Consider the following 22,735-nt stretch of genomic DNA (forward strand, 5'->3'; position numbering starts at 1 on the left):
GCTTATGAATTCGGCTGATCGATGCCGAATATGCCTTTTTGCAGGTTCCCCCATCGCATATAGAAATCGCATGAACGTTGCGACCCCTATCAAGCCTGAGAAGACCATCGGCCACTCGGTCTGTCCCCACGACTGTCCGTCGGCCTGCGCGCTCGATGTCGAGCTTCTGCCGGACGGCCGCATCGGCCGCCTGCATGGTGCCAGCGCCAACAGCTACACGGCTGGCGTCATCTGCGCCAAGGTGGCGCGCTATTCCGAGCGCATCTACCATCCCGCCCGCCTGCTGGTGCCGCAGCGCCGTCTTGGCGGCAAGGGAGAGGGGCAGTGGGGCGAGGTCACGTGGGAGGCGGCGCTCGACGAGATCGCCGACGCCTTTGTCAAGACCGAGCAGCGTTACGGATCCGAGGCCGTCTGGCCCTATTTCTATGCCGGGACCATGGGGCAGGTGCAGCGCGACAGCATCCAGCGCCTGCGCCACGCCAAGCGCTATTCGGGCTTCTTCGACTCCATCTGCACCAACATGGCCTGGACCGGTTTTGCGATGGCGACGGGCTCGCTGCGCGGTCCCGATCCGCGCGAGATGGCAAAATCGGACTGCGTCGTGATCTGGGGCACCAATGCGGTGTCCACCCAGGTCAACGTGATGACGCACGCCATCAAGGCCCGCAAGGAGCGCGGTGCGAAGATCGTCGTCATCGACATCTACGACAACCCGACGATCAAGCAGGCCGACATGGGTCTCGTCCTGAAGCCCGGTACGGATGCCGCGCTCGCCTGCGCCGTCATGCACATCGCCTTCCGCGACGGCTATGCCGACCGCGCCTATCTGGAGCGCCATGCGGACGATCCGGCCGGCCTCGAACGGCATCTGCAAAGCCGCGATCCCGCATGGGCCTCCGCCATCACCGGCCTGCCGGTGGAAGCGATCGAGGATTTCGCCCGCCTCGTCGGCACCACGAAGCGCAGCTATTTCCGCCTCGGCTACGGCTTCACCCGCCAGCGCAACGGCGCGGTCGCCATGCATGCGGCGGCCTGCGTGCCCACCGTGCTCGGCTCCTGGCAAGTTGAGGGCGGTGGCGCCTTTCACAGCAACAACGACATCTTCCGCTTCGACAAGCGCGACCTGATGGGCACAGGCCTTGCCGATCCCACGGTGCGGGTGCTCGACCAGTCGCAGATCGGCCGCGTGCTGACGGGCGATGCCGAAGCGCTGCGCCACGGCCCGCCGGTGACGGCCATGCTGGTGCAGAACACCAATCCGGCCAATGTCGCGCCCGAGCAGCGGCTGGTGACGACCGGGCTGATGCGCGACGATCTCTTCGTCGCCGTGCACGAGCATTTCATGACCGATACGGCAAAGCTTGCCGATATCGTGCTGCCCGCCACCATGTTCCTCGAGCATGACGATCTCTATCGTGGCGGCGGCCACCAGCACATCCTGCTGGGGCCCAAGCTCGTGGAGCCGCCGGCAACCGTGCGCACCAATCTCTTCGTCATCGAGGAACTGGCCAGACGCCTCGGCGTTGCGGACCGCCCCGGCTTCGGCCTTAGCGAGCGCGAGCATATCGATCGCATTCTGGTCAACTACGGTGTGGGATATGAAGGGCTGAAGGAAAGCCGCTGGCTGGATGTGCAGCCGGACTTCGATACGGCCCACTTCGTCCACGGCTTCGGCCATCCGGACGGCCGTTTCCGCTTCCGCGCGGACTGGACGGGCACGCCGGCGCCCAACCGCCCGCCGGCCTCGCTGGGCGCGCTTGGTCCCCATCAGGCGCTGCCGGAGTTTCCCGATCACGTCGATCTGATCGAGGTCGCGGATGCCGACCATCCCTTCCGTCTGGCGACCTCGCCGGCGCGCTCCTTCCTCAATTCCACTTTTGCCGAGACACCGTCCTCCTTCAATCGCGAGGGTCGGCCTTCGGTGATGATCCATGCCGAGGATGCCGCCGGTCTCGCCATCGCGGAGGGCGATGTCGTGCGCCTCGGGAACCGGCGCGGCGAGGTCCGCCTGCATGCGGTGATCGGCGGCGGCGCGCGCCCCGGCGTGCTCATCGCCGAGGGCCTGTGGCCGAACGACGCGCATCTCGATGGCGAGGGCATCAATGTGCTCACCGGCGCCGATGCCGTCGCCCCCTATGGCGGCGCGGCCTTCCACGACAACCGGGTCTGGCTGAAGAAAGACGCTGAATGACCACGTTCACGGATGCGACGATCACCATCCTCAAGGATGAGACGCTGTCGAAGAACTGGTATCATCTGCGCAACGTCACCTTCGACTATACCGGCTCGTCGGGCCGCACCGCGCGGCTGAAGCGCGAGGTCTATGATCGCGGCAACGGCGCGACCATCCTGCTCTACGATGCCGCGCGCAAGACCGTCGTGCTTGTGCGCCAGTTCCGCATGCCGGCCCATCTCAACCAGCATTCGGGCTGGCTGATCGAAACGCCGGCCGGCCTGCTCGACGGCGACCAGCCGGAAGCGGCGATCCGCCGCGAGGCGATGGAGGAGACCGGTTATGCGGTCGGCGAAGTGCGTCACCTGTTCAACGCCTTCATGTCGCCCGGTGCCGTCACGGAAACCATCAGCTTCTTTGCCGCTCCGGTCGAGGCAAAGAGCCGCACAGGGACCGGCGGCGGTCTCGAAAGCGAAAACGAGGATATTGAAATCCTCGACCTGCCCTTCCGGCAAGCCATGGACATGATCGGCACGGGCGAGATCTGCGACGCCAAGACCATCATGCTCCTGCAATGGGCCGCGCTCAACCTGCCGGAGCTTGCCTGAAAACCTCTCGCCGGGTGGAGCGCCCGGCGGATTCCGGCCGTACCGGTCGATCGTCGTGGGGGAACATTCCCGCGCCGGCCTCGTTTCTTGCGGGCAACCCGCCCCAACGAGGACATCTTCCATGACGCTTATCAAGACCCGTTCCGGAAACGAACTCTACGTGAAGGACTGGGGTTCCGGCCGTCCCGTCATCATGATGCATGGCTGGCCGCTGACAGCCGATACCTGGGATGACTTCGCCATGGTGGCCGCCGACAATGGCCTGCGCGCCATTGCCTACGACCGTCGCGGTTTCGGTCGCTCCGAGCAGCCGTGGGACGGCTACGATTATGACACGCTGGCCGACGACCTCGCCGATGTGATCGAGGCGACGGGCGCTGCGGATGCGGCCCTTCTCGGCTTTTCCATGGGCGGCGGCGAAGTGGCCCGCTACATGTCGCGCCATCAGGGCAGGAACGTCTCGAAGGCCGTGCTGATTGCCTCGGTCGTGCCCTTCATGCTGAAGACCACCGACAACCCGGAAGGCACCCCTCAATCGACCTTCGACGAGATGGCAGACGGCATGAAGACGGATCGCGCCCACTTCTTCGCGAGCTTCTTCAAGGACTTCTACGGCGTCGGCCTGCTCACGAGCCCGGTCAGCGACGAGATCATCCAGTGGTCGGTCAACCAGGCGATGATGGCCGGTATCAAGCCGACGCTCGCCTGCGCGGAAGCCTTCGCAACGACCGACTTCCGTGGCGACCTTGCCCATTTCCGCGTGCCCACGCTCATCATCCACGGCACCGGCGACAAGACCGTTCCGATCGATGCCTCCGCCCGCGCCGCCGCGGCCGGCATCGCGAACGCCACGCTGATCGAATATGACGGCGCGCCCCACGGCCTCTTCGCATCGCATAAGGAGCGCCTGACGGCGGATCTGCTGGACTTCCTCACACGCTAATCAGGGCAGCGAAAAGGGGCGGGGACTTCGGTTTCCGCCCTTCCCGCAATGAGCGAAGTCACCAACAAAAATTCCTGGCTTTAGGCCGCCTGGCTGCAACCCGTGGCGGGGGGCATGGGTCCTCGGGTCAAGCCCGAGGACGACGGCGGAGAGGCGAGCAGGTGCGGTTTGCATGGTCTGGCTGGCCGGTCACCCCACCCTGCGTCATCCTCGGCCCCCGAGCCGAGGATCCACAGCCAAGGCCGCCAAAGTCCAATTCGGACTAATGGCCCAAATCCCCTACCGCAGCGAAACGCGCCCTTCGGCCACGTCGCGCAGCGCCTCCGGGTAGGTCGCATGCTCCGCCGTCAGCACCCGTGCGGCCAAGGTCTCCGCGGTATCGCCCTTGAGCACCGGCACGGCCGTCTGGCGGATGATCGGACCCTCATCCATGCCCTCGGTGACGAAATGCACGGTGCAGCCGGCTTCGGTATGACCGGCATCGATGGCGCGCTGGTGGGTGTGGAGGCCCGGAAAGAGCGGCAGCAGCGACGGGTGGATGTTGATGATCCGTCCCTCGTAGGGCGCGATGAAATCGGCCGAGAGCAGGCGCATGTAGCCCGCAAGGCAGATGATGTCGGGTGCGATGCGGGCGAGGGCGGCAAGAATGGCCGTTTCGTGCCCGGCCTTCGATGCGTGGTCGCGCCGCGCGATGGCAAAGGCGTCGATGCCGAGCGCACGTGCCTTCTCAAGCCCCCCGGCATCAGCCTTGTCCGAGATCACGGCGACGATCTCGGCCGGGAAATCCGGTGCCGTGCAGGCTCTCGCCAGCGCCACCATGTTGGAGCCGCCGCCCGAGATGAAGACGACGACCCGCTTCTTTGCAACGGGCGTCTGCGTCACAGCGCGAGCGCCCCGGAATAGATCGTGCCCGGTGCGCCCTCGGCGCGCGCCACCATGCGGCCCAGCGTGAAGACGGTTTCGCCTTCGCCCGTCAGAACGGCGCTGACGGCCTCAACCTTGTCGGCCGGCACGACGGCGATCATGCCGACACCGCAATTGAAGGTGCGCAGCATCTCGTTGGCCGCCACGCCGCCGGTCTTGGCAAGCCAAGAGAACACGGCCGGGGCCTTGATGGCGGAAAGATCGATCTCGGCGGCCAGGTGCTTCGGCAGCACGCGCGGAATGTTTTCCGGGAAGCCGCCGCCGGTGATGTGGGCCAGCGCCTTGATGGATCCGGTCTCGCGGATCGCCTTGAGAAGCGGCTTCACATAGATGCGCGTCGGCGTCATCAGTCCCTCGGCCAGCGTGCCGTCGCCGAAGGGCGAGGGGGCGGACCAGTCGAGGCCGGCGAGCGCCACGATCTTGCGCACCAGCGAATAGCCGTTGGAATGCACGCCGGACGAGGCGAGCCCGAGGATCACGTCGCCCTCGGCAATGTCGCCGGCCGGCAGCAGCTGCCCGCGCTCGGCCGCGCCCACGGCGAAGCCGGCGAGGTCATAGTCGCCACCGGCATACATGCCCGGCATTTCCGCCGTCTCGCCGCCGATTAGCGCGCAGCCCGCCTCGCGGCAGCCCGCCGCAATGCCGGCGACGATCGCCGCACCCTGATCCGGGTCGAGCTTGCCGGTCGCGAAATAGTCGAGGAAGAACAGCGGCTCTGCACCCTGCACCACGAGGTCGTTGACGCACATGGCGACGAGGTCGATGCCCACGGTGTCGTGCTTGTTGGCGTCGATGGCGATCTTCAGCTTGGTGCCGACACCGTCATTGGCGGCCACCAGGACGGGATCGGTGAAACCGGCTGCCTTGAGGTCGAAGAGGCCGCCGAAGCCCCCGATCTCGCCATCCGCGCCCGGCCGGCGGGTCGAGCGCACATGCGGCTTGATCTTCTCGACCATCAGGTTGCCGGCATCGATGTCCACGCCGGCATCGCTGTAGGTCAGGCCGTTCTTGCCGTCCGCGCTCATGTCCGTTCTCCGTTCGCACCCGCCATGGGAAGGGACGCGCGAGGGGCGCGGTCGGGCCCATGGCCTGAAGGCCAAAGCGGGGCGCAGAACTCTTCTCGCGCCCGTCAGCCCGTGCGATTGCACGATGTTTTTGGAAGTGCAAGCATGTTGCCGGGTGAAGGGGCCGATTTTGCCCGTTATCCGCTGCTTTCCAGCCGCTGCAAGCCCATGCGGCGCGCGCTTCGGCCACCGATACCTTGACCCGCCGCCGGGGGGCGTCCTATGTCCTTTGGCAATGTGCTGCGCCGCATCATCGCCGACCGGGGGCGGCCCGCCGGTCCCAGATTGCAGACGGGAAAGTTTCCATGACAACGCAGATCACCGTTGCCGGCCTCAAGCGCCAGGTCATCTTCTGGTCCATCGCGCTCGTGCTGTTCGTCGTCTTCCTGATGGTGTTCAGCGCCGTGCTGCTGCCCTTCATCGCCGGCATGGCGCTGGCCTATTTCCTCGATCCCGTCGCCGACCGCCTGGAGCGCCTCGGCCTCAGCCGCACGGTCGCGACCATCGTCATCCTCGTGTCCTTTGTCGTGGTCTTCGTGCTCTCGCTGATGATCGTCATCCCGCTGCTGGCCGGCCAGGCGTCGGACTTCTTCTCCAAGCTGCCGGGCTACATTACCCAGCTTCAGCAGCTCGTCACCAATTTCAACCCCGACCTTCTGCCTTCCTGGGTCCGCGGGCAGCTGGATACGGTGAAGGAGAATTTCTCCGCCGTGCTCAGCGAAGGGGCGGGCTTCGTCGGCACGGTTTTCAAGCAGCTGTGGAGCTCCGGTCTCGCGCTCGTCAACATCGTCTCCCTGCTCGTCGTCACGCCGGTCGTCGCCTTCTACATGCTGCTCGACTGGGACAAGATGATCGAGAAGGTCGACAGCTGGATCCCGCGCGACCATGTGGCCGACGTGCGCCAGATCGCCCGCGACATCGATCAGGCGGTGGCCGGCTTCGTGCGCGGGCAGGGCTCCATCTGCATCATTCTCGGCCTGTTCTATGGCATCGGCCTGTCGGTCGTCGGCCTGAATTTCGGCCTGCTGATCGGCCTTTTCGCCGGCCTCATCAGCTTCATTCCCTATGTCGGCTCGCTGGTCGGCCTCGTGCTTTCGGTCGGTCTCGCCATCGTGCAGTTCTGGCCGGACTACATCTGGATCGTGCTGGTCGCCACCGTCTTCTTCGTCGGCCAGTTCATCGAGGGCAACATTCTCCAGCCGAAGCTCGTCGGCTCCAAGGTCGGGCTGCACCCCGTCTGGCTGATGTTTGCGCTCGTGGCCTTCGGCACGATCTTCGGTTTCGTCGGGCTGCTGATCGCGGTGCCGGCGGCGGCGGCCGTCGGCGTGCTGGTGCGCTTTGCACTGCGTCGCTACCTCGACAGCGACGTCTATCATGGCCATAGCAAGCCGCTCGTGATTGCCGACATCACCCACGATACGCCGCGGATCGAATAGGCCATGGCGATGCGCAAATCCTCCGAGCAGCTGCCGCTGGCCTTCACCCACGCCGCCGCCACGGGCCGCGACGACCTGCTCGTCTCTGCCCCGCTGGAGGCTGCCGCGACGATCGTCGACCGCTGGCCGGACTGGCCGTCGCCCGTCGTCGTCCTCGTGGGACCGCCGGGTTCGGGCAAGTCGCATCTGGCCGCCATCTGGCAGGAGACGAGCGGTGCGGTGACCATCGAGGCGCACACCGACGATGGCGCATCGCTGACCGCTGCCTCAGCCCCGGTTCTCCTCGAGGATGCCGATGCGCATGCCTTCGACGAGCGCGAACTCTTTCACGTCATCAACAGCGTGCGCCAGCACGGCACGGCCCTGCTTCTGACAGCCCGCACCCCGCCATCCGCCTGGGGCGTCGCCCTGCCGGACCTCGCGTCGCGGCTGAAGGCGGCAACGATCGTCGAGATCGGCGCGCCGGACGAAGCGCTGCTCTCGCAAGTCATCGTCAAGCTCTTTGCCGATCGCCAGCTGGCGGTGGACGATCGCATCGTCGCCTATCTCGTGGCCCGCATGGAACGCTCGCTCGATACAGCACGCCGCGTCGTGGATGGCATGGACCGCCTCGCCCTGTCGCGCGGCGTCAGGCTCACCCGCAGCCTCGCACGAGAGGTTCTGGATGCCGTGCAGGGGAGCGACGGCGACGAGGCCGGGGCCGCCGACGCACCGGAACTCGACTGACTGTCACGGTTCCGTCATCGAACTGCAATAATCCCCGGATCGTGGCGGTTGCCGGCGCGACGGCAAAAGCTGTTGAGTGCGGCGTAAATTCCATCCATCGCACATAATAGTCTGGTAAAAGACGGTGCGCGGCGGATGCGTAATCACGGGGAGACGAGACGATGGATACGGCAGTGGCGGCGCAGAACGAACCGGCGGTGCAGACGACGGTCGACCATGACCTGATGCAGAGCCCGGATCGCTTCATCAATCGCGAGTTCTCCTGGCTGCAGTTCAATCGCCGCGTCCTGGAGGAAACCCTCAATACGGCGCATCCGCTGCTCGAACGCATCCGCTTCCTGTCGATTTCCGCCGCCAACCTCGACGAGTTCTTCATGGTCCGCGTTGCCGGCCTCGAAGGGCAGGTCCGCCAGGGCGTCGCGATCCGCAGTCCCGACGGCAAGAGCCCGGCCGAGCAGCTGGAAAGCATCCTGCGCGAGATCGACAATCTGCAGATGGAGCAGCAGGCCTCGCTCGCCGTCCTCCAGCAGTATCTCGCCAAGGAAGATATCCTCATCGTCCGGCCGGTCTCGCTGTCGGATCAGGACAAGACCTGGCTTGCATCCGAGTTCGATCAGTCGATCTTCCCGGTCCTGACGCCGCTCTCCATCGATCCGGCCCACCCGTTCCCCTTCATCCCCAATCTCGGCTTCTCGATCGGCCTGCAACTGGTGTCGAAGACTGGTCGCGAGCCGATGACGGCGCTGCTGCGCCTGCCGGTGGCGCTCGACCGCTTCATCCGCCTGCCGGATGTGAAGCAGACGATCCGCTACATCACGCTGGAAGACGTGGTCAGCATGTTCATCGGCCGGCTCTTCCCGGGCTATGAAGTGCAGGGCTCCGGCACCTTTCGCCTGATCCGCGACAGCGATATCGAGCTGGAAGAAGAGGCCGAAGACCTCGTGCGCTTCTTCGAGTCGGCGCTGAAGCGCCGCCGCCGCGGCTCGGTGATCCGGATCGAGACGGATTCGGAAATGCCGGCCTCGCTGCGCCAGTTCGTGGTGCAGGAACTCGGCGTGCCCAATGACCGCGTCGCCGTCCTGCCGGGCCTGCTCGCGCTCAACACGCTCTCCGAGATCGCCAAGGCGCCGCGCGACGACCTGCGCTTCGAGCCCTACAATGCCCGCTTTCCCGAGCGCGTGCGCGATCATGCCGGCGACTGCTTCGCGGCGATCCGCGAGAAGGACATGGTGGTCCACCACCCCTACGAATCCTTCGACGTCGTGGTCCAGTTCCTCTTCCAGGCCGCCCGCGACCCGGATGTGCTCGCCATCAAGCAAACGCTCTACCGCACCTCCAATGACAGTCCGATCGTGCGCGCGCTCATCGACGCGGCCGAAGCCGGCAAGTCGGTGACGGCGCTGGTGGAGCTGAAGGCCCGCTTCGACGAGGAAGCCAACATCCGCTGGGCGCGCGACCTTGAGCGCGCCGGCGTACAGGTCGTCTTCGGCTTCATCGAGCTCAAGACCCACGCCAAGATGTCGATGGTGGTGCGCCGCGAGGAGGGCAAGCTGCGCAGCTACTGCCATCTCGGCACCGGCAATTACCACCCGCTCACGGCGAAGATCTACACCGACCTCTCCTTCTTCACCTGCAACCCGAAGATCGCCCATGACATGGCGAACATCTTCAACTTCATCACCGGTTATGGCGAGCCGGAGGAGGGCATGAAGCTTGCGGTCTCGCCGCATACACTGCGCCCGCGCATCCTCAAGCATATCGAGGAGGAGATCGTGCATGCGGGCGAGGGGCGCCCCGCCGCGATCTGGATGAAGATGAACTCGCTGGTCGATCCCGAGATCATCGACGCGCTCTACCGCGCCAGCCATGCGGGCGTGGAGGTGGATCTCGTGGTGCGCGGCATCTGCTGCCTGCGCCCGCAGGTTCCGGGCCTGTCCGACAACATCCGCGTCAAGTCGATCGTCGGCCGCTTCCTCGAACATTCCCGCATATTCTGCTTCGGCAATGGCCATGGGCTTCCCTCAGAGAATGCCCTCGTCTATATCGGGTCGGCGGACATCATGCCGCGCAATCTGGATCGGCGGGTCGAGGCACTGGTGCCTCTGATCAACCGGACTGTGCACGAACAGGTTCTGTCGCAGATCATGCTGGGCAATCTCATCGATAACCAGCAGAGCTACGAGATCCTGCCGGACGGCACCTCGCGCCGCATTGCGGTGGCCGAAGGCGACGAGCCGTTCAATGCACAGCATTATTTCATGACGAATCCCAGTCTTTCGGGCCGGGGTGAAGCCCTGAGATCCAGCTCACCCAAGCGTATTGCCGGCTGGAAACGCGGCCAGAAACAGTAATTTGGTTTTGAATGGTAGAATCTGAAGCGCAGGGGCGTCTGCGGGGCATTGCCCCGGTCGCCGTCGTCGATATCGGCTCGAACTCGATCCGCCTCGTCGTCTACGAGGGGCTGAGCCGCACGCCTGCGGTCCTTTTCAACGAGAAGGTCATGTGCGGGCTCGGCAAGGGCATTGATGCCACCGGCCGCATGGATGAGGACAGCGTCGAGCGCGCCATTGTCGCGCTGCATCGTTTCAAGGCGCTGGCCGTCCAGGCGCGCGCCCACACCCTCTACGTGCTCGCCACCGCTGCCGCGCGCGATGCCTCGAACGGGCCTGATTTCATCCACCGCGCCGAAGCGATCCTGCAGGAGAAGGTGCGCGTTCTCTCCGGCGAGGAGGAGGCCTATTTCTCCGCGCTCGGCGTCATCAGCGGCCACCATCATCCGGACGGCATCGTCGGTGACATGGGCGGCGGCTCGCTGGAACTGGCCGACGTGCGCGAACGCGCCATCGGCACCGGCATCACGCTGCCACTCGGCGGCATCCGCCTGTCCGAACATTGCGGCGGCTCGGTCACCAAGGCGCGCTCCTACGTCCGCTCCTTCACCGCCGGCAACCCCATTCTCGCCAACGCGGAAGGACGCACCTTCTATGCGGTCGGCGGCACCTGGCGTGCGATTGCCAAGCTGCACATGGATATCACCAGCTATCCGCTGCACATGATGCAGGGCTACGAGGTGGCCCAGCCGGAAATGATGGCCTTCCTCGAGGACATCATCCTCCAGAAGCACGTTCGTGCGCCGGCCTATGCCGCGATTTCCAAGAGCCGCCGCAGCCTCATGCCCTTCGGCGTCGTGGCCTTGCAGGAAGTGCTCGGCGAGATGAAGGCCGGCCGCGTGTCCTTCTCGGCGCTCGGTGTCCGCGAAGGCTATCTCTATTCGCTTCTGGCCGATGACGAACGCGCGCTCGACCCGCTGCTGACGGCCGCAGAGGATCTCGCCATCCTGCGAGCCCGCTCGCCGGAACATGCCCGCGAACTGGCCGAATGGTCGGGCCACGCGCTGCGCTTCTTCGATGTCGAGGAGAGCGAGGAGGAAGCGCGCTACCGCCAGGCGGCCTGCCTGCTGGCGGATATCAGCTGGCGCGCCCACCCCGATTATCGCGGCCTGCAGGCCTTGAACCTGATTGCCCACGGCACCTTCTCGGGCATCAGCCATCCTGGTCGCGCCTATATTGCGCTGGCCAATTATTTCCGGTTCGAAGGCGTGCGCGACGACGACGCGACGGCAGAGATCGCGACCATCACCACGCCGCGCTTCATCGAACTGGCGAAGCTTCTCGGCGCCCTGCTGCGCGTGGTCTACGTGCTCTCGGCGTCCATGCCCGGTATTGTCCGCAATGTCATCGTCCGGCCCTCGCGTCAGCCCGATTTCGACCTTGAATTCGTCATTCCGGCCAACCGTGCGGACTTGGCAGGCGAACGTCTCGACGGCCGCCTGCAACAGCTCTCCAAGCTCACCGGCAAGCGCCTGACCGCCGTCTTCGAATAGGCGAGACGCAGCAAAGGCAATATGAAAAAGAACCCCGCGCCCGGATGCACCGGACGCGGGGTTTTTTGTGCGTGAGGAAGGCTTACTTCGCCTTGAGGAAATCGCCGGCTTCGATCAGCACGAACTCGTTGTCGTCGGCCTTGTCCAGCGCGCGGCCGGCGGAAAAGGGCAGGTTGTTGTCGTTGCCGACGATGAGATGGGTGTCATCGACGCGATCGACATTCTCGATGGTGACGAAGGGCATGTCGTAGAAGCCCTCGCCACCGCCCTGCCGGCGGATGTTCTTGGGATCGGCGATCTTCATGAGGTCGATATAGCCGATCTTGCGCACGGCCTTGCCGACATTGCTGTCGTCGAAAGCGATCTTGTAGAGGCGTTTGACCTTGGCGGGCGTGGCAAAGCAATCCGGCTTCGGCGCCTTCGGGTCGGCGCAGGCCTTGTCGGCCGTGCCCGCGCCATTGTCGCGCTCCAGCACCAGCGCCGTGCCGTCGGCGAGAATGTTGAAGTCGCCGATCGCTTCGCCGCCGGCCGCCAGCGGATACAGCCAGCTGCGGCCCGTCCAGGCCTTGGAGGCCGTATCGAACTCGATGACGCGCAACGCCTTGGCGCCATCCACCTGCTCGACGGTCGCATTGTCGGTCCAGATCGGGCCTTCCAGCAGGCCGTAAAGCTTGGACCCATCCGGCGAGGCGGCGAGACCCTCGAAGCCGCCGGAACGCTTGAGGTTGAAGGCCGGCATCGGCTTCGACGGATCGGCCTGCACGCTGATCGTCGGATTGTCAGGCGACGTCACGGCGGTCTCGCCCACCTTGGTGGCGATCACATCCGTCAGCTTGCCGTCCGTGTCGAACTTCAGGAGGTAGGGGCCGAATTCCTCACCCACCCAGAAGCCGTCGGCCGTCGGCTGGATCGATTCCACGTCGAAATCCGCACCCGTCAGATAGCGCTTTTCCGCGCCTTCCATGACGATCGGGAAGGGAGCCTTGCGGTCGGGGTCGCTGAGGAAAAGGGTTTTGATCGGCTCGACCTTGCCGGCCTGCCAGTCGATCGTGATGTGATGCAGCATCAGCATGGCGTCGCTGGAATTGGCCTTGGTGCCGAAGCCATTGTCCGACAGCGTCCAGAACGTGCCGTCCGGCATGGTGCGGATGCCGGAAAAGCCCTGCATGGGCTGGCCGTCGAAGGGCAGGGAAAGGCCGGTCGGGCGCACGCCGTCCTTGCCGGGCACGGTGCCGAGGGCTTCCGTGCGCTTGCGGTCCGGCGTGGTGAACTTGCCCGAGGTCTTCAGATGCGCGGCGGCATCGTCAGGCGCCTTGATGATCGTGTTGGCCGGCAGGATGGCGTGGCCGGCGAGCGTGCAGGTGAAGACGGTTTCATCGGCAAGCGCCGAACCGGCCATCAGCAGCGTCGAAAGCGTGATCGTCACGAATTTCATGGGCTTGTCCCTCCGTTTGAAACAGATGGAGCAAGCCGTAGGAGCCGAGCATGACGGCCCGATGATCGTTGCGTTACACGATGGTGAAGTCTCCGCGCGAGCGCAGAGACCGGACGCGTCAGAGTTCGACGGCCTCGATGCGCTTGTCCACGAAGCGCAGCGCCACCTCGCCGCGGATGAGCTTCAGCGCTTTTTCCCCGAAGAGATCGCGCCGCCAGCCGGACAGCGCCGAAACGGTCGCCTCTTCGCCATCGACGGCGATGCGCTCCAGATCCTCGGAATTGGCGATGATCTTCGCGGCGACCCCTTCCTGCTCGGCGGTCAGCTTCAAAAGCACCTTCAGCATCTCCACGGCGGAGGCGGCTCCGTCTGGCACATGGTTCTGGCGCGGCAGCTTCGGAAGATCGGACTTGGGAATGTCGAAGGCGAGATTGACGGCCTCGATCACCTGGCCACCGGCCGTCGAGCGCTCCCAGCCCTTGGGAATGGTGCGCAGCCGCCCCAGCGCTTCCGCGTCACGCGGCTGCTGCTGGGCGATCTCGTAGATGGCGTCGTCCTTGAGAATGCGCCCGCGCGGCACGTTGCGGGCCCGCGCCTCGCGCTCGCGCCAGGCGGCGACCGTCTGCAGCACGGCAAGCTCGATTGGCTTGCGCACCCGCATTTTCAGCCGCTGCCAGGCATCGTCGGGATGCATGTCATAGGTCTCGCGCGCCTCGAGGATCGCCATTTCCTCCGTCAGCCACAGCGAGCGGCCCTCGCGCTCAAGCTCCGCCTTCAGATGCTGGTAGACATCGCGCAGATGGGTGACGTCGGCCAGCGCATAGTCGAGCTGCTTTTCCGACAGCGGCCGATGGCTCCAGTCGGTAAAGCGCGAGGACTTGTCGATATGGACGTTCTTCACCTTCTGCACGAGCTGGTCGTAGGAGACCGAGTCGCCGAAGCCGCAGACCATGGCGGCGACCTGCGTGTCGAAGATCGGCGAGGGGATGAGACCGCCGAGATTGTAGATGATTTCGATGTCCTGCCGCGCCGCGTGGAACACCTTGACCACCGTGTCATCCGCCATGAGGGCAAAGAAGGGCGCAAGATCGATGCCCTTGGCCATGGGATCGACGATGACGGCAAGGTCGGGGCTCGCCATCTGGATGAGGCACAGCTGCGGCCAGAAGGTCGTCTCGCGCAGGAATTCGGTGTCGATGGTGATGTAGTCCGACTGCGCCAGCGTCTTGCAGGCTTCGGCGAGATCGGCGGTCGTTTCGATCATTGCAGGTCCGTCACTCGGGTCTTTGCGCTCTATGGCGAAAGTGGGGCAGATTATCTCCCCGGTTTATCCCTTCGAAACCCGCCCCACAACGACAAAACGTCACGTAACACGGAAATACCCCGTCATTCCGGTCTTCTGATGCTCGATGATGTGGCAATGAAACACCCAGTCGCCGGGATTGTCGGCCACCAGCGCCAGCTCGGCCTGCTCGTCCGGCTGCAGCAGGATCGTGTCGGTCGGCGGTGGCAGGCGCTCGTGCTTGCTCGCCGACAGCACGTGGAAGCTCATGCCGTGCAGGTGGATCGGGTGGGCATGCGGCGTGCGGTTGGTGATTTCCAGAATGTAGCTCTTGCCAAGCTTCATCTCCGCCGTCGGCGCCACGGGGTCCGGCGTATCGCCCGGCCAGGGTATGCGGTTGATGGCCCAGAACGTGTAGCCGAGCGAGCCGCAGATGCTGGGAGCGGCCGCATGCTCGGCGGTGGCGGAGAGGAGCAGCGGGATGCGCGTGGCGGTGGAAAGATCCGGTTCGGCGATCGGGTTCTGGGCAAGCGTCGGCACATCCGACAGTGACCGTTTCAGCGAGGCGCCCGTCGCAGGAAAGCTCGCGACCGTGAAGGGGCTCGACCCGCGCAGGTTCTTGAGCGCCACTGTCGTCCCCTCGCTGTCGGGCATGCGCACGACGAGATCGACCCGCTGTCCGGGGCCGAGGTCCAGCCGGTCGAGTGGCAGCGGCGCCGGCAGCGGGTTGCTGTCGAGTGCCACGATCACGGCCTCTGCGCCCTCGATGCCGAGCGTGTAGAGCCGCGTCACATCCACGGTCGCGATCCTGAGCCGTACCAGCCCGCCGGCCGGCAGCGGGTAGACGGGCTCGCGCTTCCAGTTGGCGGTGCGCACCGTGCCATAGGTGCCGCCCTTGGCTGCATCGCGCGGCTTGAAATCCGGCAGGAAGGCGCCGTCCTTGCCGAGCCGCCAGTCGCGCAGGAGAAGCGGCAGCTCCGCGTCGAAGACCGTCTCGGCCGGATCCTCCACGATGATCATGCCGGCAAGGCCATGGCCCATCTGCGAGAGCGTATTGCAATGCGGGTGATACCAGAAGGTGCCGGCATCCGGCGGCGTGAAGGTGTAGTCGAAGCCGTCGCCGGGATAGACGTAAGGCTGCGTCAGCTCCGGTACGCCATCCATGGCGTTGGGGATGCGTAAGCCGTGCCAATGCACCGTCGTCGGCTCGGAAAGCCCGTTGATCAGCCGCGCCGCAAAGGGCTTTCCGCGCTTCATGCGGATAATGGCGGGCGCATCCTCGGCAATACCGTCGGCCGTATAGGTGAAGACGTCGCTCATGCCGCCATCCGGTCCGATCTGCGCCTTGGCGGGCGTGGCCTTCAATTGCAGCGGTGCGGACTGGGCGAGGCTGCGCGTGGCGGCAAGGCCTCCGCCGAGGGTGAAGGCGCCGGCCAGCGCGGCGGATCCCTTGAGCAGAAGGCGGCGATCGAGGCGGGTCATCGGCAGGGCTCCGAAAGAATGGTCGCCACCCTCTTAAACCTGACTCGCGATCTCATCAATTCCCGTCGGCGGTCTTCTTTGCCGCAGGCCGCTTCGTGTCGCCATCCTCCGCGCCGGCCAACCGGTTGAAGAAGAAGGAGGTCCGCAACAGGCTTCGAAAACGCGTGCGGCGGCTTTGCGCCGGTACGCCCGCCCGCTGGTCCATGCGAAACACGGTGTAGGCGATGAAGAGCACGAGCACTGCGGCGGTATAGATGAACAGCACTTCCGGCGGGAAATGATCGAGCAGCACGGCGGCAAACAAGGGTCCGATGATGGCGCCGAGCGACCAGAAGAACAGCATGCCGGCCGAAACCAGCGCATGCTGCCCGTCCTTCGCATGGTCGTTGGCATGCGCCGAGCAGAGCGAATAGAGCGGCATGGCAAAGGCGCCGAAGACGAAGATGCCGACGAAATTCAGGGCCTCGTTGCTGCCGGCAATGCCGGCGAGGAAGAGGCTCGCGACCAGCGCCCCGCCGGTGGAGACGAGGATGATGAGCCGCCGGTCGAGCCGGTCGGAATAGGCGCCGAGCGGATATTGCAGCACGACGCCGCCGATGATGCCGAGGCTCATGAAGGTCGCGATCTCCGCCACCGAAAGGCCGATGCCATCGGCATAGATCGGTCCGAGCGAGCGGAAGGTGGAATTGGTGAGGCCGACGACGATGCAGCCGATCGTGGCGAGCGGCGAGATGTTCCAGAGCGCCTTCACGTCGAAGCGGATCGCTTCCGGCGGGGAGGGGCTTGTCCTGTCGGCAAAGGAGATCGGCACGAGCGAAAGCGACAGGGCCATGGCCGTGATGGCGAACAGTTCGAAGCCGGAAATGCCGACCGCCGGGATCAGATATTGCGCCGCCGTCACCGAGCCCAGATCGACGAGACGGTAGATGGAGAGCGTGCGCGCCCGGTTGCTGTTGGTCACCCGCGCATTCAGCCAGCTTTCCACGGTTGCGAAGAGGGCCGCAAAGCAGATGCCCGCGACGAGCCGCATCAGGAACCAGAACCACGGATTGATGACCAGCACCATGGCGATGGCCGCCGCAGACGCGATCGCCGCCATGGCCGAGAAGGTGCGGATGTGCCCGATCGAGCGCAGGACGCGCGTCACGTAGATGCAGCCGAGCGCAAAGCCGATATTGTAGCCGGTGCCGATGAGCCCGATCACCGAGGGCGAGAAACCTTCCGACAGCCCGCGCAGCGAGATGAAGGTGCCCTGCAGCCCGTTTCCGCCGATGAGAATGCCGGCCGTGACGAGCAGGGGGATGAGCGGGCGGATGGGAGACTGGGACATGGATCGCGATTCGGCGGCTTATGCTGCCGTCTTCTTCCGACAGGCCGGTCCCTTTGCCTAGTCAACAATTGCGGGAAAGCGAAACAATCCGTGTTGCCGCCGCCCGCCGCCCTCTCGCCGTGATCGGTCAGCCGGAAATGGCGGCACTGACGCCCGGCTCATGCGACAGCAGCGTGCGATTGCGCCCCGCCTGCTTGGCGCGCAGCAGGGCTGCATCGGCCTTGAGCAGCAGCGGCGCGTCCTCGCCATCGGTCGTCGAGGCGACCCCGATCGAGACGGTGACCGGCCCGATCGACTGGCCGCGATAGGCAACGCTGGTCGCGGCGATGGTCTGGCGGATCGTCTCGGCGCAGTCGAAGGCCGCCGCCGTCTGGCGTCCCGGCAGCAGCACGGCGAATTCCTCGCCGCCGTAGCGATAGGCCGATCCCGTGCCTTCGACGGCCGCGTTCAGCAGGCGCGCCACCGTCTGCATCACCGCATCGCCGGCCTCGTGGCCAAACACGTCGTTGAAACGCTTGAAGTGGTCGATGTCGATCATCAGCGCGGCGAGGACCTCATGGCCGGCATCCGCCAGCGCGGCATCGAGGGCGCGCCGGTTCAGCAGGCCCGTCAGCCCGTCGCGCGAGGCAAGCCTGGTCAGCCGGTCCCGCATGTGCAGGTTGGCGATGGCAAGTCCCAGGTTCTCGGCGACGATTTCGAGGTAGAGACGGGCGGTATCGAGCGCGGAGATTTCGCTCTCGTGTTCCTCCAGATAGAGCAGCCCGACGGTTTCGCCCTGGGCCGAAAGCGGAATGCAAAGGCCGGGCAGTCCGCCCTCCGTCAGGTGCTGGCAGGAGACATCGCTGTAATTGCGATTGCTGACATGCGGGCGACCGCGCCGAAGACCCCAGCAGCAATCCGGCGAAAAACTGTCCCGGCCGCTCACCGGCGACGACCATTCCGACTGCCCTTCCATCGTCTTGCGATCTTCCGAAAGCGCATGCAGCCGGCCGGCAAGCGAGGGAAACACCTGCGGGATGAAGCGCGCCACCACCTCCGCCAGTTCGCGATGCGTCTGGCAGGCCTGCACGCGGTGCATCATCTGCAGGATCAGATCCTTGCATTGCTGGTCGCGCTTCTGTTCCGCATGCAGGCGTTCGCGCTCCAGCCCGTTGGCGCGGAAGATGTTGATCGCCTCGTTCATCTGGCCAATCTCGTCGTGGCGGCGGTCCACCAGCACATCCACGGCGAAGTCGTCCTGCGCGAGCCGGTTGACGATGCCGCTCATCGTCGTCAGCGGAGCCGCCACGCGGCGTTTGACGACGAAATAGAGAACGCCGAGAAACACGGCAGCGGTGATGCCGAGCATGATGCGCGCCGCCATGGCGGCGATGTCGGCCTGCAGCCGCGCCTTTTCGAGGCTGCCCTGCGAGCGGGCGGTAACGAGCGCGCGAAGCTGCCGCACGAGATTGAGCAGCTCGCTTTCATGCCGCTCATGCTCGTTGCTGAACAGCAGGGTGCGGGCGCCCTCGACATCGCCCTTGCCATAAAGGTCGATGGCGTTCGCCTCGTACCGGTCGAGCGCGAGTGCCGCGTCGGGGAGGCTGGCCATGATGGCTCTTTCGTCGGGCGAGGGGTCGCCGTCCGCCAGTTGCCGCAGATGCGTGGCGCCGCGATGCTCGTCGTCGCTGCCGCTGTTGAAGGCCTTGAGGAAGCGCTCCTCGCCGCGCATCACGTAAAGGCGCGCCGCAGCCGTTATCGTCTCGACCGAGACCGCCAGATCATTGGCCGCGTCGCTGATGGCGAGGTGATCCTGCACCGCGATCCGTTCGCCTTCCGCCCGGTTGACCGCAACGAACATCGCGCCGCCCGAAAGGATGGTGAGAACGAGCGTGACGCCATAAGCCCAGTTGGTGATGGTGCTGATCTTCATGCGCAGGCTCCTTTGACAGTAAGAGCTTATGCGCGTGAATTATTGAACTTGTCCTACAGTGATCATACGAAAACCGGAGATGCGGCGGCGCGGCAGCACTGCGATTGCCCTGCGGCTAAGCCGCCAACCCTTGACAAATCGGGCCCGCCATGCGCTTTTCCGCCCGATTTTGAGGCCGCCCGAAGCCTGAGCCTTGCGGGCGGCGACGTGATTCCAGGATAGAACCGCCATGCATCGTTACCGCAGCCACACCTGTGCCGCCCTCCGCAAGTCCGACGTCGGCCAGACCGTCCGTCTCTCCGGCTGGGTGCACCGCGTCCGCGACCATGGCGGCGTGCTGTTCATCGACCTGCGCGACCATTACGGCATCACCCAGGTCGTCGCCGACCCGGACAGCCCGGCCTTCAAGCTGGCCGAGGCCGTGCGCGGCGAATGGGTCATCCGCATCGACGGCCGCGTCAAGGCCCGCACCGACGAGACCGTCAACAAGGCGATGCCGACCGGCGAGATCGAACTCTACGCGCTGGAAATCGAAGTCCTCTCGGCTGCCAAGGAACTGCCGCTGCCGGTCTTCGGCGAGCCGGACTATCCCGAGGACGTGCGCCTCAAGTACCGCTTCCTCGACCTGCGCCGCGAGACGCTGCACAGGAACATCGTCAAGCGCACCCAGATCATCTCCGCCATGCGCCAGGGCATGGGCGAGGCGGGCTTTGCCGAATACACGACGCCCATCCTGACGGCATCCTCGCCGGAAGGCGCGCGCGACTTCCTCGTGCCCTCGCGCATCCATGAGGGCAAGTTCTTCGCCTTGCCGCAGGCCCCGCAGCAGTACAAGCAGCTGCTGATGGTCGCCGGTTTCGACCGCTACTTCCAGATCGCGCCCTGCTTCCGCGACGAAGACCCGCGCGCTGACCGCCTGCCGGGCGAATTCTACCAGCTCGACGTGGAAATGAGCTTCGTCACCCAGGAAGACATCTGGAACACGATGGAGCCGATGATGACGGCCGTGTTCGAGAAGTTCGCCGATGGCAAGCCGGTAACGAAGAGCTGGCCGCGCATTCCCTATGACGTGGCGATCCGCAAATACGGCTCCGACAAGCCGGACCTGCGCAACCCGATCGAGATGCAGGCCGTGACCGAGCATTTCGCCGGCTCCGGCTTCAAGGTCTTCGCCAACATGATCGCGTCGAACCCGAAGGTCGAGGTCTGGGCGATCCCGGCAAAGACCGGCGGCAGCCGCGCCTTCTGCGACCGCATGAACGCCTGGGCCCAGTCCACCGGCCAGCCGGGCCTCGGCTACATCTTCTGGAAGGAAGAGGACGGCAAGATCGCGGGCTCCGGCCCGCTCGCCAAGAACATCGGCGAAGAGCGCACCGAAGCGCTGCGCACCCAGCTCGGCCTTGAGCCTGGCGATGCCTCGTTCTTCGTCGCGGGCGACCCCGCCAAGTTCTACAAGTTCGCCGGTGAAGCCCGCACCCGCGCCGGCGAGGAACTGAACCTCGTCGATCGCGACCGCTTCGAAATGTGCTGGATCGTCGATTTCCCGTTCTATGAATATAACGAGGACGAGAAGAAGATCGATTTCGCCCACAACCCCTTCTCCATGCCGCAAGGCGGGCTGGAAGCGCTGGAAAGCCAGGATCCGCTGAGCCTCAAGGCCTACCAGTACGACGCCGTCTGCAACGGCTTCGAGATTGCCTCGGGCTCGATCCGTAACCAGTCGCCCGACCTGATGGTCAAGGCTTTCGAGCTGGTCGGCCTCTCCAAGGCGGATGTGGAAGAACGCTTCGGCGGCATGTACCGCGCCTTCCAGTACGGCGCCCCCCCGCACGGCGGCTGCGCCTTCGGCATCGACCGCGTCGTGATGCTGCTCGTCGGCGCGAAGAACCTGCGCGAAATCTCGCTCTTCCCGATGAACCAGCAGGCGCAGGACCTCTTGATGAACGCGCCGAGCCCGGCGACGCCCACGCAGTTGCGCGAACTCGCCCTGCGCGTGGTTCCGTCCAAGAAGGACTGAGGGCGGCCGTATTTCGGGGCTTATAAGGCGAGCGATCTGCCGTTTCGCCCCCTCATCCGCCTGCCGGCACCTTCTCCCCGCTGGGGAGAAGAGACCAGGACGGTGGAACCGCGCCTCAGTCTACCCTAGCGGAAAGAAGCGAACCTCTCGCTTCCGGCTGCGCCATCGAAGGTCTGGGAGCGCGCCGCACATCTCTTCTCCCCCGCGGGGAGAAGATGCCGGCAGGCAGATGAGGGGGGAGCACATTGGCTGCGTTGTCTGTCGCGAGGATTGAAAAAGCCCCGGTTCTCTGATGAACCGAGGCCTTCTCGTTGCGAGGTATCTGCCCCTCAGAACCGGACCGTTGCCATCGTGGCGCGATGGTCCGACGGCCAGGGGGTGACGACGATGTCGGCTTCCGGTGCGCGCTCGCCCACAATGCCGGCCTTGACGACGGTCATGCCCTTGCCGCGGCCATAAGTGAAGTCGATGCGGTCGTGATGGTCTGTCGGGTCCGAAATCTCGTTCTTGGTCGTCCAGGTGAAGGCCGGCTTGGCGACGGGGTTGGGGAAGGCGGCGCGGAAGAGGTCGGTGAAGCCGAGCTCGGCCATGCGCGTCGAAGTCGGCCAGGCGACCGCAAGCGGCTGTTGCTTCGCAGCCGCGGCGGCCTCCGTCCAGTCGAGATGCGAGGGCTCGTTGAAGTCGCCGAAGACGAAGGTCGCGTCGGCCCCATCGGCAGCCTTGAGGTCATGGGCGAAAAGCTCGAGCGCCGGACCACGGGCGGCCTTGGCCGAGGCAATCGCCTCATCGGCGGTCTTCAGGAAGGGCGCGGGGCCATATTCGATGTTGAGCAACTGGTAGGGCTGGTAGGGATAGTCCGTCAGGTGCAGCGAATAGGCAAACACCTTGCGGCCCTTGACGTCGATCTCGACGCCGAGGTCGTTGTCGGTAGCCTTGCCGATCGGATAGCGGCTGAGGATGGCGCCGGCCCACAGCGCCGCGTTCTTCTTGTCCTGGTCGTAGTAGAAATAGCCGAGCTTTTCGGCGAGCGCCTTGGCGACGCTCGGTCCGGTCGGCACGCAATTGTCGGCGTCGCACGGATTGGGCTCCGGCCGTGTTTCCAATACGCCGATAATGTCGGGATTGACCGCCTTGATGACGGCGGCCGTCTCGTCCACCGGCTTTCCGGCATTGGCGCCGCCACCCCAGATGTTGAAGCTCATCACGGTCAGTTCGGTGGGATCGGCCGCAAGGGCGGCGGAGGAAAGAAGAGAGGCCGCGAAGGCGGCAAGCATCAGTGCGCGCATGGAAAACTCCGGGTTCAGGCGGGACGCAGGGACGATTAGCGATCGATGATGAACCTCCCATGACGGTCGCTCCAACGCAATCTGCGTTGATGCGCAGCCACCCTTTCCCTCAAGTCAAACGCAGCGTATAAGGCCTTACTCACCACGGACCCGGTGAAACTCCGGGTGGCTCTTCTGGCCGCCGATCCGCCAGACAACGCGAAAAGCATCGAATCCATCTCACACGCCGGCTCC

Annotated in this window: 16 protein-coding genes and 1 other annotated feature; of the genes, 8 read left to right on the forward strand and 8 right to left on the reverse strand. The window is 65.2% G+C overall.

The window, feature by feature from the left end; all coding sequences use genetic code 11:
- Nucleotides 1-70: 70 nt before the first annotated feature.
- The 3 genes from ACED18_RS00885 (at nucleotide 71) to ACED18_RS00895 (ending at nucleotide 3,724) form a co-directional block, all read left to right on the forward strand.
- Nucleotides 71-2,191 carry a molybdopterin-dependent oxidoreductase gene (locus ACED18_RS00885; RefSeq protein WP_377288105.1) on the forward strand — a complete coding sequence of 707 codons (2,121 nt, stop codon included), beginning with the start codon at nucleotides 71-73 and terminating at the stop codon, nucleotides 2,189-2,191.
- Nucleotides 2,188-2,781, forward strand: a complete 594-nt coding sequence (gene nudK, locus ACED18_RS00890; protein ID WP_377288107.1) for a GDP-mannose pyrophosphatase NudK — start codon at nucleotides 2,188-2,190, stop codon at nucleotides 2,779-2,781. The genes ACED18_RS00885 and nudK overlap by 4 nt, the downstream gene beginning before the upstream one ends.
- Nucleotides 2,782-2,902: 121 nt before the next feature.
- Complete coding sequence (locus ACED18_RS00895) at nucleotides 2,903-3,724, forward strand: alpha/beta fold hydrolase (protein ID WP_377288109.1); 822 nt, start codon at nucleotides 2,903-2,905, stop codon at nucleotides 3,722-3,724.
- A 279-nt stretch (nucleotides 3,725-4,003) separates the two neighbouring features.
- Here the strand turns inward: ACED18_RS00895 and purN are convergent, their stop codons facing one another.
- A complete protein-coding gene (gene purN / locus ACED18_RS00900) occupies nucleotides 4,004-4,606 on the reverse strand; it encodes a phosphoribosylglycinamide formyltransferase (RefSeq protein ID WP_377288111.1) in 603 nt (200 codons plus the stop codon).
- Nucleotides 4,603-5,673, reverse strand: coding sequence for a phosphoribosylformylglycinamidine cyclo-ligase (purM, locus tag ACED18_RS00905; RefSeq protein WP_377288113.1), 1,071 nt, complete (start codon nucleotides 5,671-5,673; stop codon nucleotides 4,603-4,605). The genes purN and purM overlap by 4 nt, the downstream gene beginning before the upstream one ends.
- 344 nt (nucleotides 5,674-6,017) lie before the next feature.
- Here purM and ACED18_RS00910 point away from each other — a divergent pair, with 344 nt between their 5' ends.
- The 4 genes from ACED18_RS00910 (at nucleotide 6,018) to ACED18_RS00925 (ending at nucleotide 11,757) form a co-directional block, all read left to right on the forward strand.
- Nucleotides 6,018-7,148 (forward strand): AI-2E family transporter, encoded by a 1,131-nt coding sequence (locus ACED18_RS00910; protein ID WP_377288115.1) that lies wholly within the window; start codon nucleotides 6,018-6,020, stop codon nucleotides 7,146-7,148.
- A 3-nt stretch (nucleotides 7,149-7,151) separates the two neighbouring features.
- On the forward strand, nucleotides 7,152-7,874 hold the full coding sequence (gene hdaA / locus ACED18_RS00915; RefSeq protein ID WP_377288117.1) for a DnaA regulatory inactivator HdaA: 723 nt from the start codon (nucleotides 7,152-7,154) through the stop codon (nucleotides 7,872-7,874).
- 161 nt (nucleotides 7,875-8,035) lie between these two features.
- Complete coding sequence (locus ACED18_RS00920; RefSeq protein ID WP_377288119.1) at nucleotides 8,036-10,225, forward strand: RNA degradosome polyphosphate kinase; 2,190 nt, start codon at nucleotides 8,036-8,038, stop codon at nucleotides 10,223-10,225.
- A gap of 11 nt (nucleotides 10,226-10,236) precedes the next feature.
- Nucleotides 10,237-11,757 carry a Ppx/GppA family phosphatase gene (locus tag ACED18_RS00925; RefSeq protein ID WP_377288121.1) on the forward strand — a complete coding sequence of 507 codons (1,521 nt, stop codon included), beginning with the start codon at nucleotides 10,237-10,239 and terminating at the stop codon, nucleotides 11,755-11,757.
- 82 nt (nucleotides 11,758-11,839) lie between these two features.
- Here ACED18_RS00925 and ACED18_RS00930 read toward each other — a convergent pair whose 3' ends face one another.
- The 5 genes from ACED18_RS00930 to ACED18_RS00950 form a co-directional block, all read right to left on the reverse strand.
- Nucleotides 11,840-13,192: an esterase-like activity of phytase family protein gene (locus tag ACED18_RS00930; RefSeq protein ID WP_377288123.1), complete on the reverse strand. Its 1,353-nt coding sequence runs from the start codon at nucleotides 13,190-13,192 to the stop codon at nucleotides 11,840-11,842.
- A 118-nt stretch (nucleotides 13,193-13,310) separates the two neighbouring features.
- Nucleotides 13,311-14,456, reverse strand: a complete 1,146-nt coding sequence (gene rnd, locus ACED18_RS00935) for a ribonuclease D (RefSeq protein ID WP_377288125.1) — start codon at nucleotides 14,454-14,456, stop codon at nucleotides 13,311-13,313.
- A gap of 99 nt (nucleotides 14,457-14,555) precedes the next feature.
- Entirely contained in the window at nucleotides 14,556-15,956 is a 1,401-nt protein-coding gene (locus ACED18_RS00940) for a multicopper oxidase domain-containing protein (RefSeq protein WP_377288127.1), read from the reverse strand.
- A 55-nt stretch (nucleotides 15,957-16,011) separates the two neighbouring features.
- Nucleotides 16,012-17,286, reverse strand: a complete 1,275-nt coding sequence (locus ACED18_RS00945) for an MFS transporter (RefSeq protein WP_377288129.1) — start codon at nucleotides 17,284-17,286, stop codon at nucleotides 16,012-16,014.
- A gap of 127 nt (nucleotides 17,287-17,413) precedes the next feature.
- The gene (locus ACED18_RS00950) at nucleotides 17,414-19,198 is read right to left on the reverse strand and encodes a diguanylate cyclase (RefSeq protein ID WP_377288132.1); all 1,785 of its coding nucleotides are present in this window, start codon (nucleotides 19,196-19,198) and stop codon (nucleotides 17,414-17,416) included.
- Between the two features lie 229 nt (nucleotides 19,199-19,427).
- Here ACED18_RS00950 and aspS point away from each other — a divergent pair, with 229 nt between their 5' ends.
- On the forward strand, nucleotides 19,428-21,215 hold the full coding sequence (gene aspS / locus ACED18_RS00955) for an aspartate--tRNA ligase (protein WP_377288134.1): 1,788 nt from the start codon (nucleotides 19,428-19,430) through the stop codon (nucleotides 21,213-21,215).
- A 329-nt stretch (nucleotides 21,216-21,544) separates the two neighbouring features.
- Here aspS and ACED18_RS00960 read toward each other — a convergent pair whose 3' ends face one another.
- The gene (locus ACED18_RS00960; RefSeq protein ID WP_377288136.1) at nucleotides 21,545-22,501 is read right to left on the reverse strand and encodes an endonuclease/exonuclease/phosphatase family protein; all 957 of its coding nucleotides are present in this window, start codon (nucleotides 22,499-22,501) and stop codon (nucleotides 21,545-21,547) included.
- 143 nt (nucleotides 22,502-22,644) lie between these two features.
- Nucleotides 22,645-22,700, forward strand: a sequence feature (sul1 is cis-regulatory element that is thought to sense ions involved in sulfur or methionine metabolism; They are found in Alphaproteobacteria).
- Nucleotides 22,701-22,735 lie beyond the last annotated feature (35 nt).

It is taken from the genome of Rhizobium sp. SG2393 (assembly GCF_042610495.1).
GTDB lineage: Bacteria > Pseudomonadota > Alphaproteobacteria > Rhizobiales > Rhizobiaceae > RU20A.

Coding starts and splice junctions, on each gene's coding strand:
- ACED18_RS00895 (WP_377288109.1), top strand. CDS start 2,903: ATGACGCTTATCAAGACCCGTTCCGGAAACGAACTCTACGTGAAGGAC.
- ACED18_RS00960 (WP_377288136.1), bottom strand. CDS start 22,501: ATGCGCGCACTGATGCTTGCCGCCTTCGCGGCCTCTCTTCTTTCCTCC.
- ACED18_RS00920 (WP_377288119.1), top strand. CDS start 8,036: ATGGATACGGCAGTGGCGGCGCAGAACGAACCGGCGGTGCAGACGACG.
- ACED18_RS00930 (WP_377288123.1), bottom strand. CDS start 13,192: ATGAAATTCGTGACGATCACGCTTTCGACGCTGCTGATGGCCGGTTCG.
- nudK (WP_377288107.1), top strand. CDS start 2,188: ATGACCACGTTCACGGATGCGACGATCACCATCCTCAAGGATGAGACG.
- aspS (WP_377288134.1), top strand. CDS start 19,428: ATGCATCGTTACCGCAGCCACACCTGTGCCGCCCTCCGCAAGTCCGAC.
- rnd (WP_377288125.1), bottom strand. CDS start 14,456: ATGATCGAAACGACCGCCGATCTCGCCGAAGCCTGCAAGACGCTGGCG.
- ACED18_RS00885 (WP_377288105.1), top strand. CDS start 71: ATGAACGTTGCGACCCCTATCAAGCCTGAGAAGACCATCGGCCACTCG.
- ACED18_RS00940 (WP_377288127.1), bottom strand. CDS start 15,956: ATGACCCGCCTCGATCGCCGCCTTCTGCTCAAGGGATCCGCCGCGCTG.
- ACED18_RS00925 (WP_377288121.1), top strand. CDS start 10,237: ATGGTAGAATCTGAAGCGCAGGGGCGTCTGCGGGGCATTGCCCCGGTC.
- purM (WP_377288113.1), bottom strand. CDS start 5,673: ATGAGCGCGGACGGCAAGAACGGCCTGACCTACAGCGATGCCGGCGTG.
- ACED18_RS00910 (WP_377288115.1), top strand. CDS start 6,018: ATGACAACGCAGATCACCGTTGCCGGCCTCAAGCGCCAGGTCATCTTC.
- ACED18_RS00945 (WP_377288129.1), bottom strand. CDS start 17,286: ATGTCCCAGTCTCCCATCCGCCCGCTCATCCCCCTGCTCGTCACGGCC.
- hdaA (WP_377288117.1), top strand. CDS start 7,152: ATGGCGATGCGCAAATCCTCCGAGCAGCTGCCGCTGGCCTTCACCCAC.
- ACED18_RS00950 (WP_377288132.1), bottom strand. CDS start 19,198: ATGAAGATCAGCACCATCACCAACTGGGCTTATGGCGTCACGCTCGTT.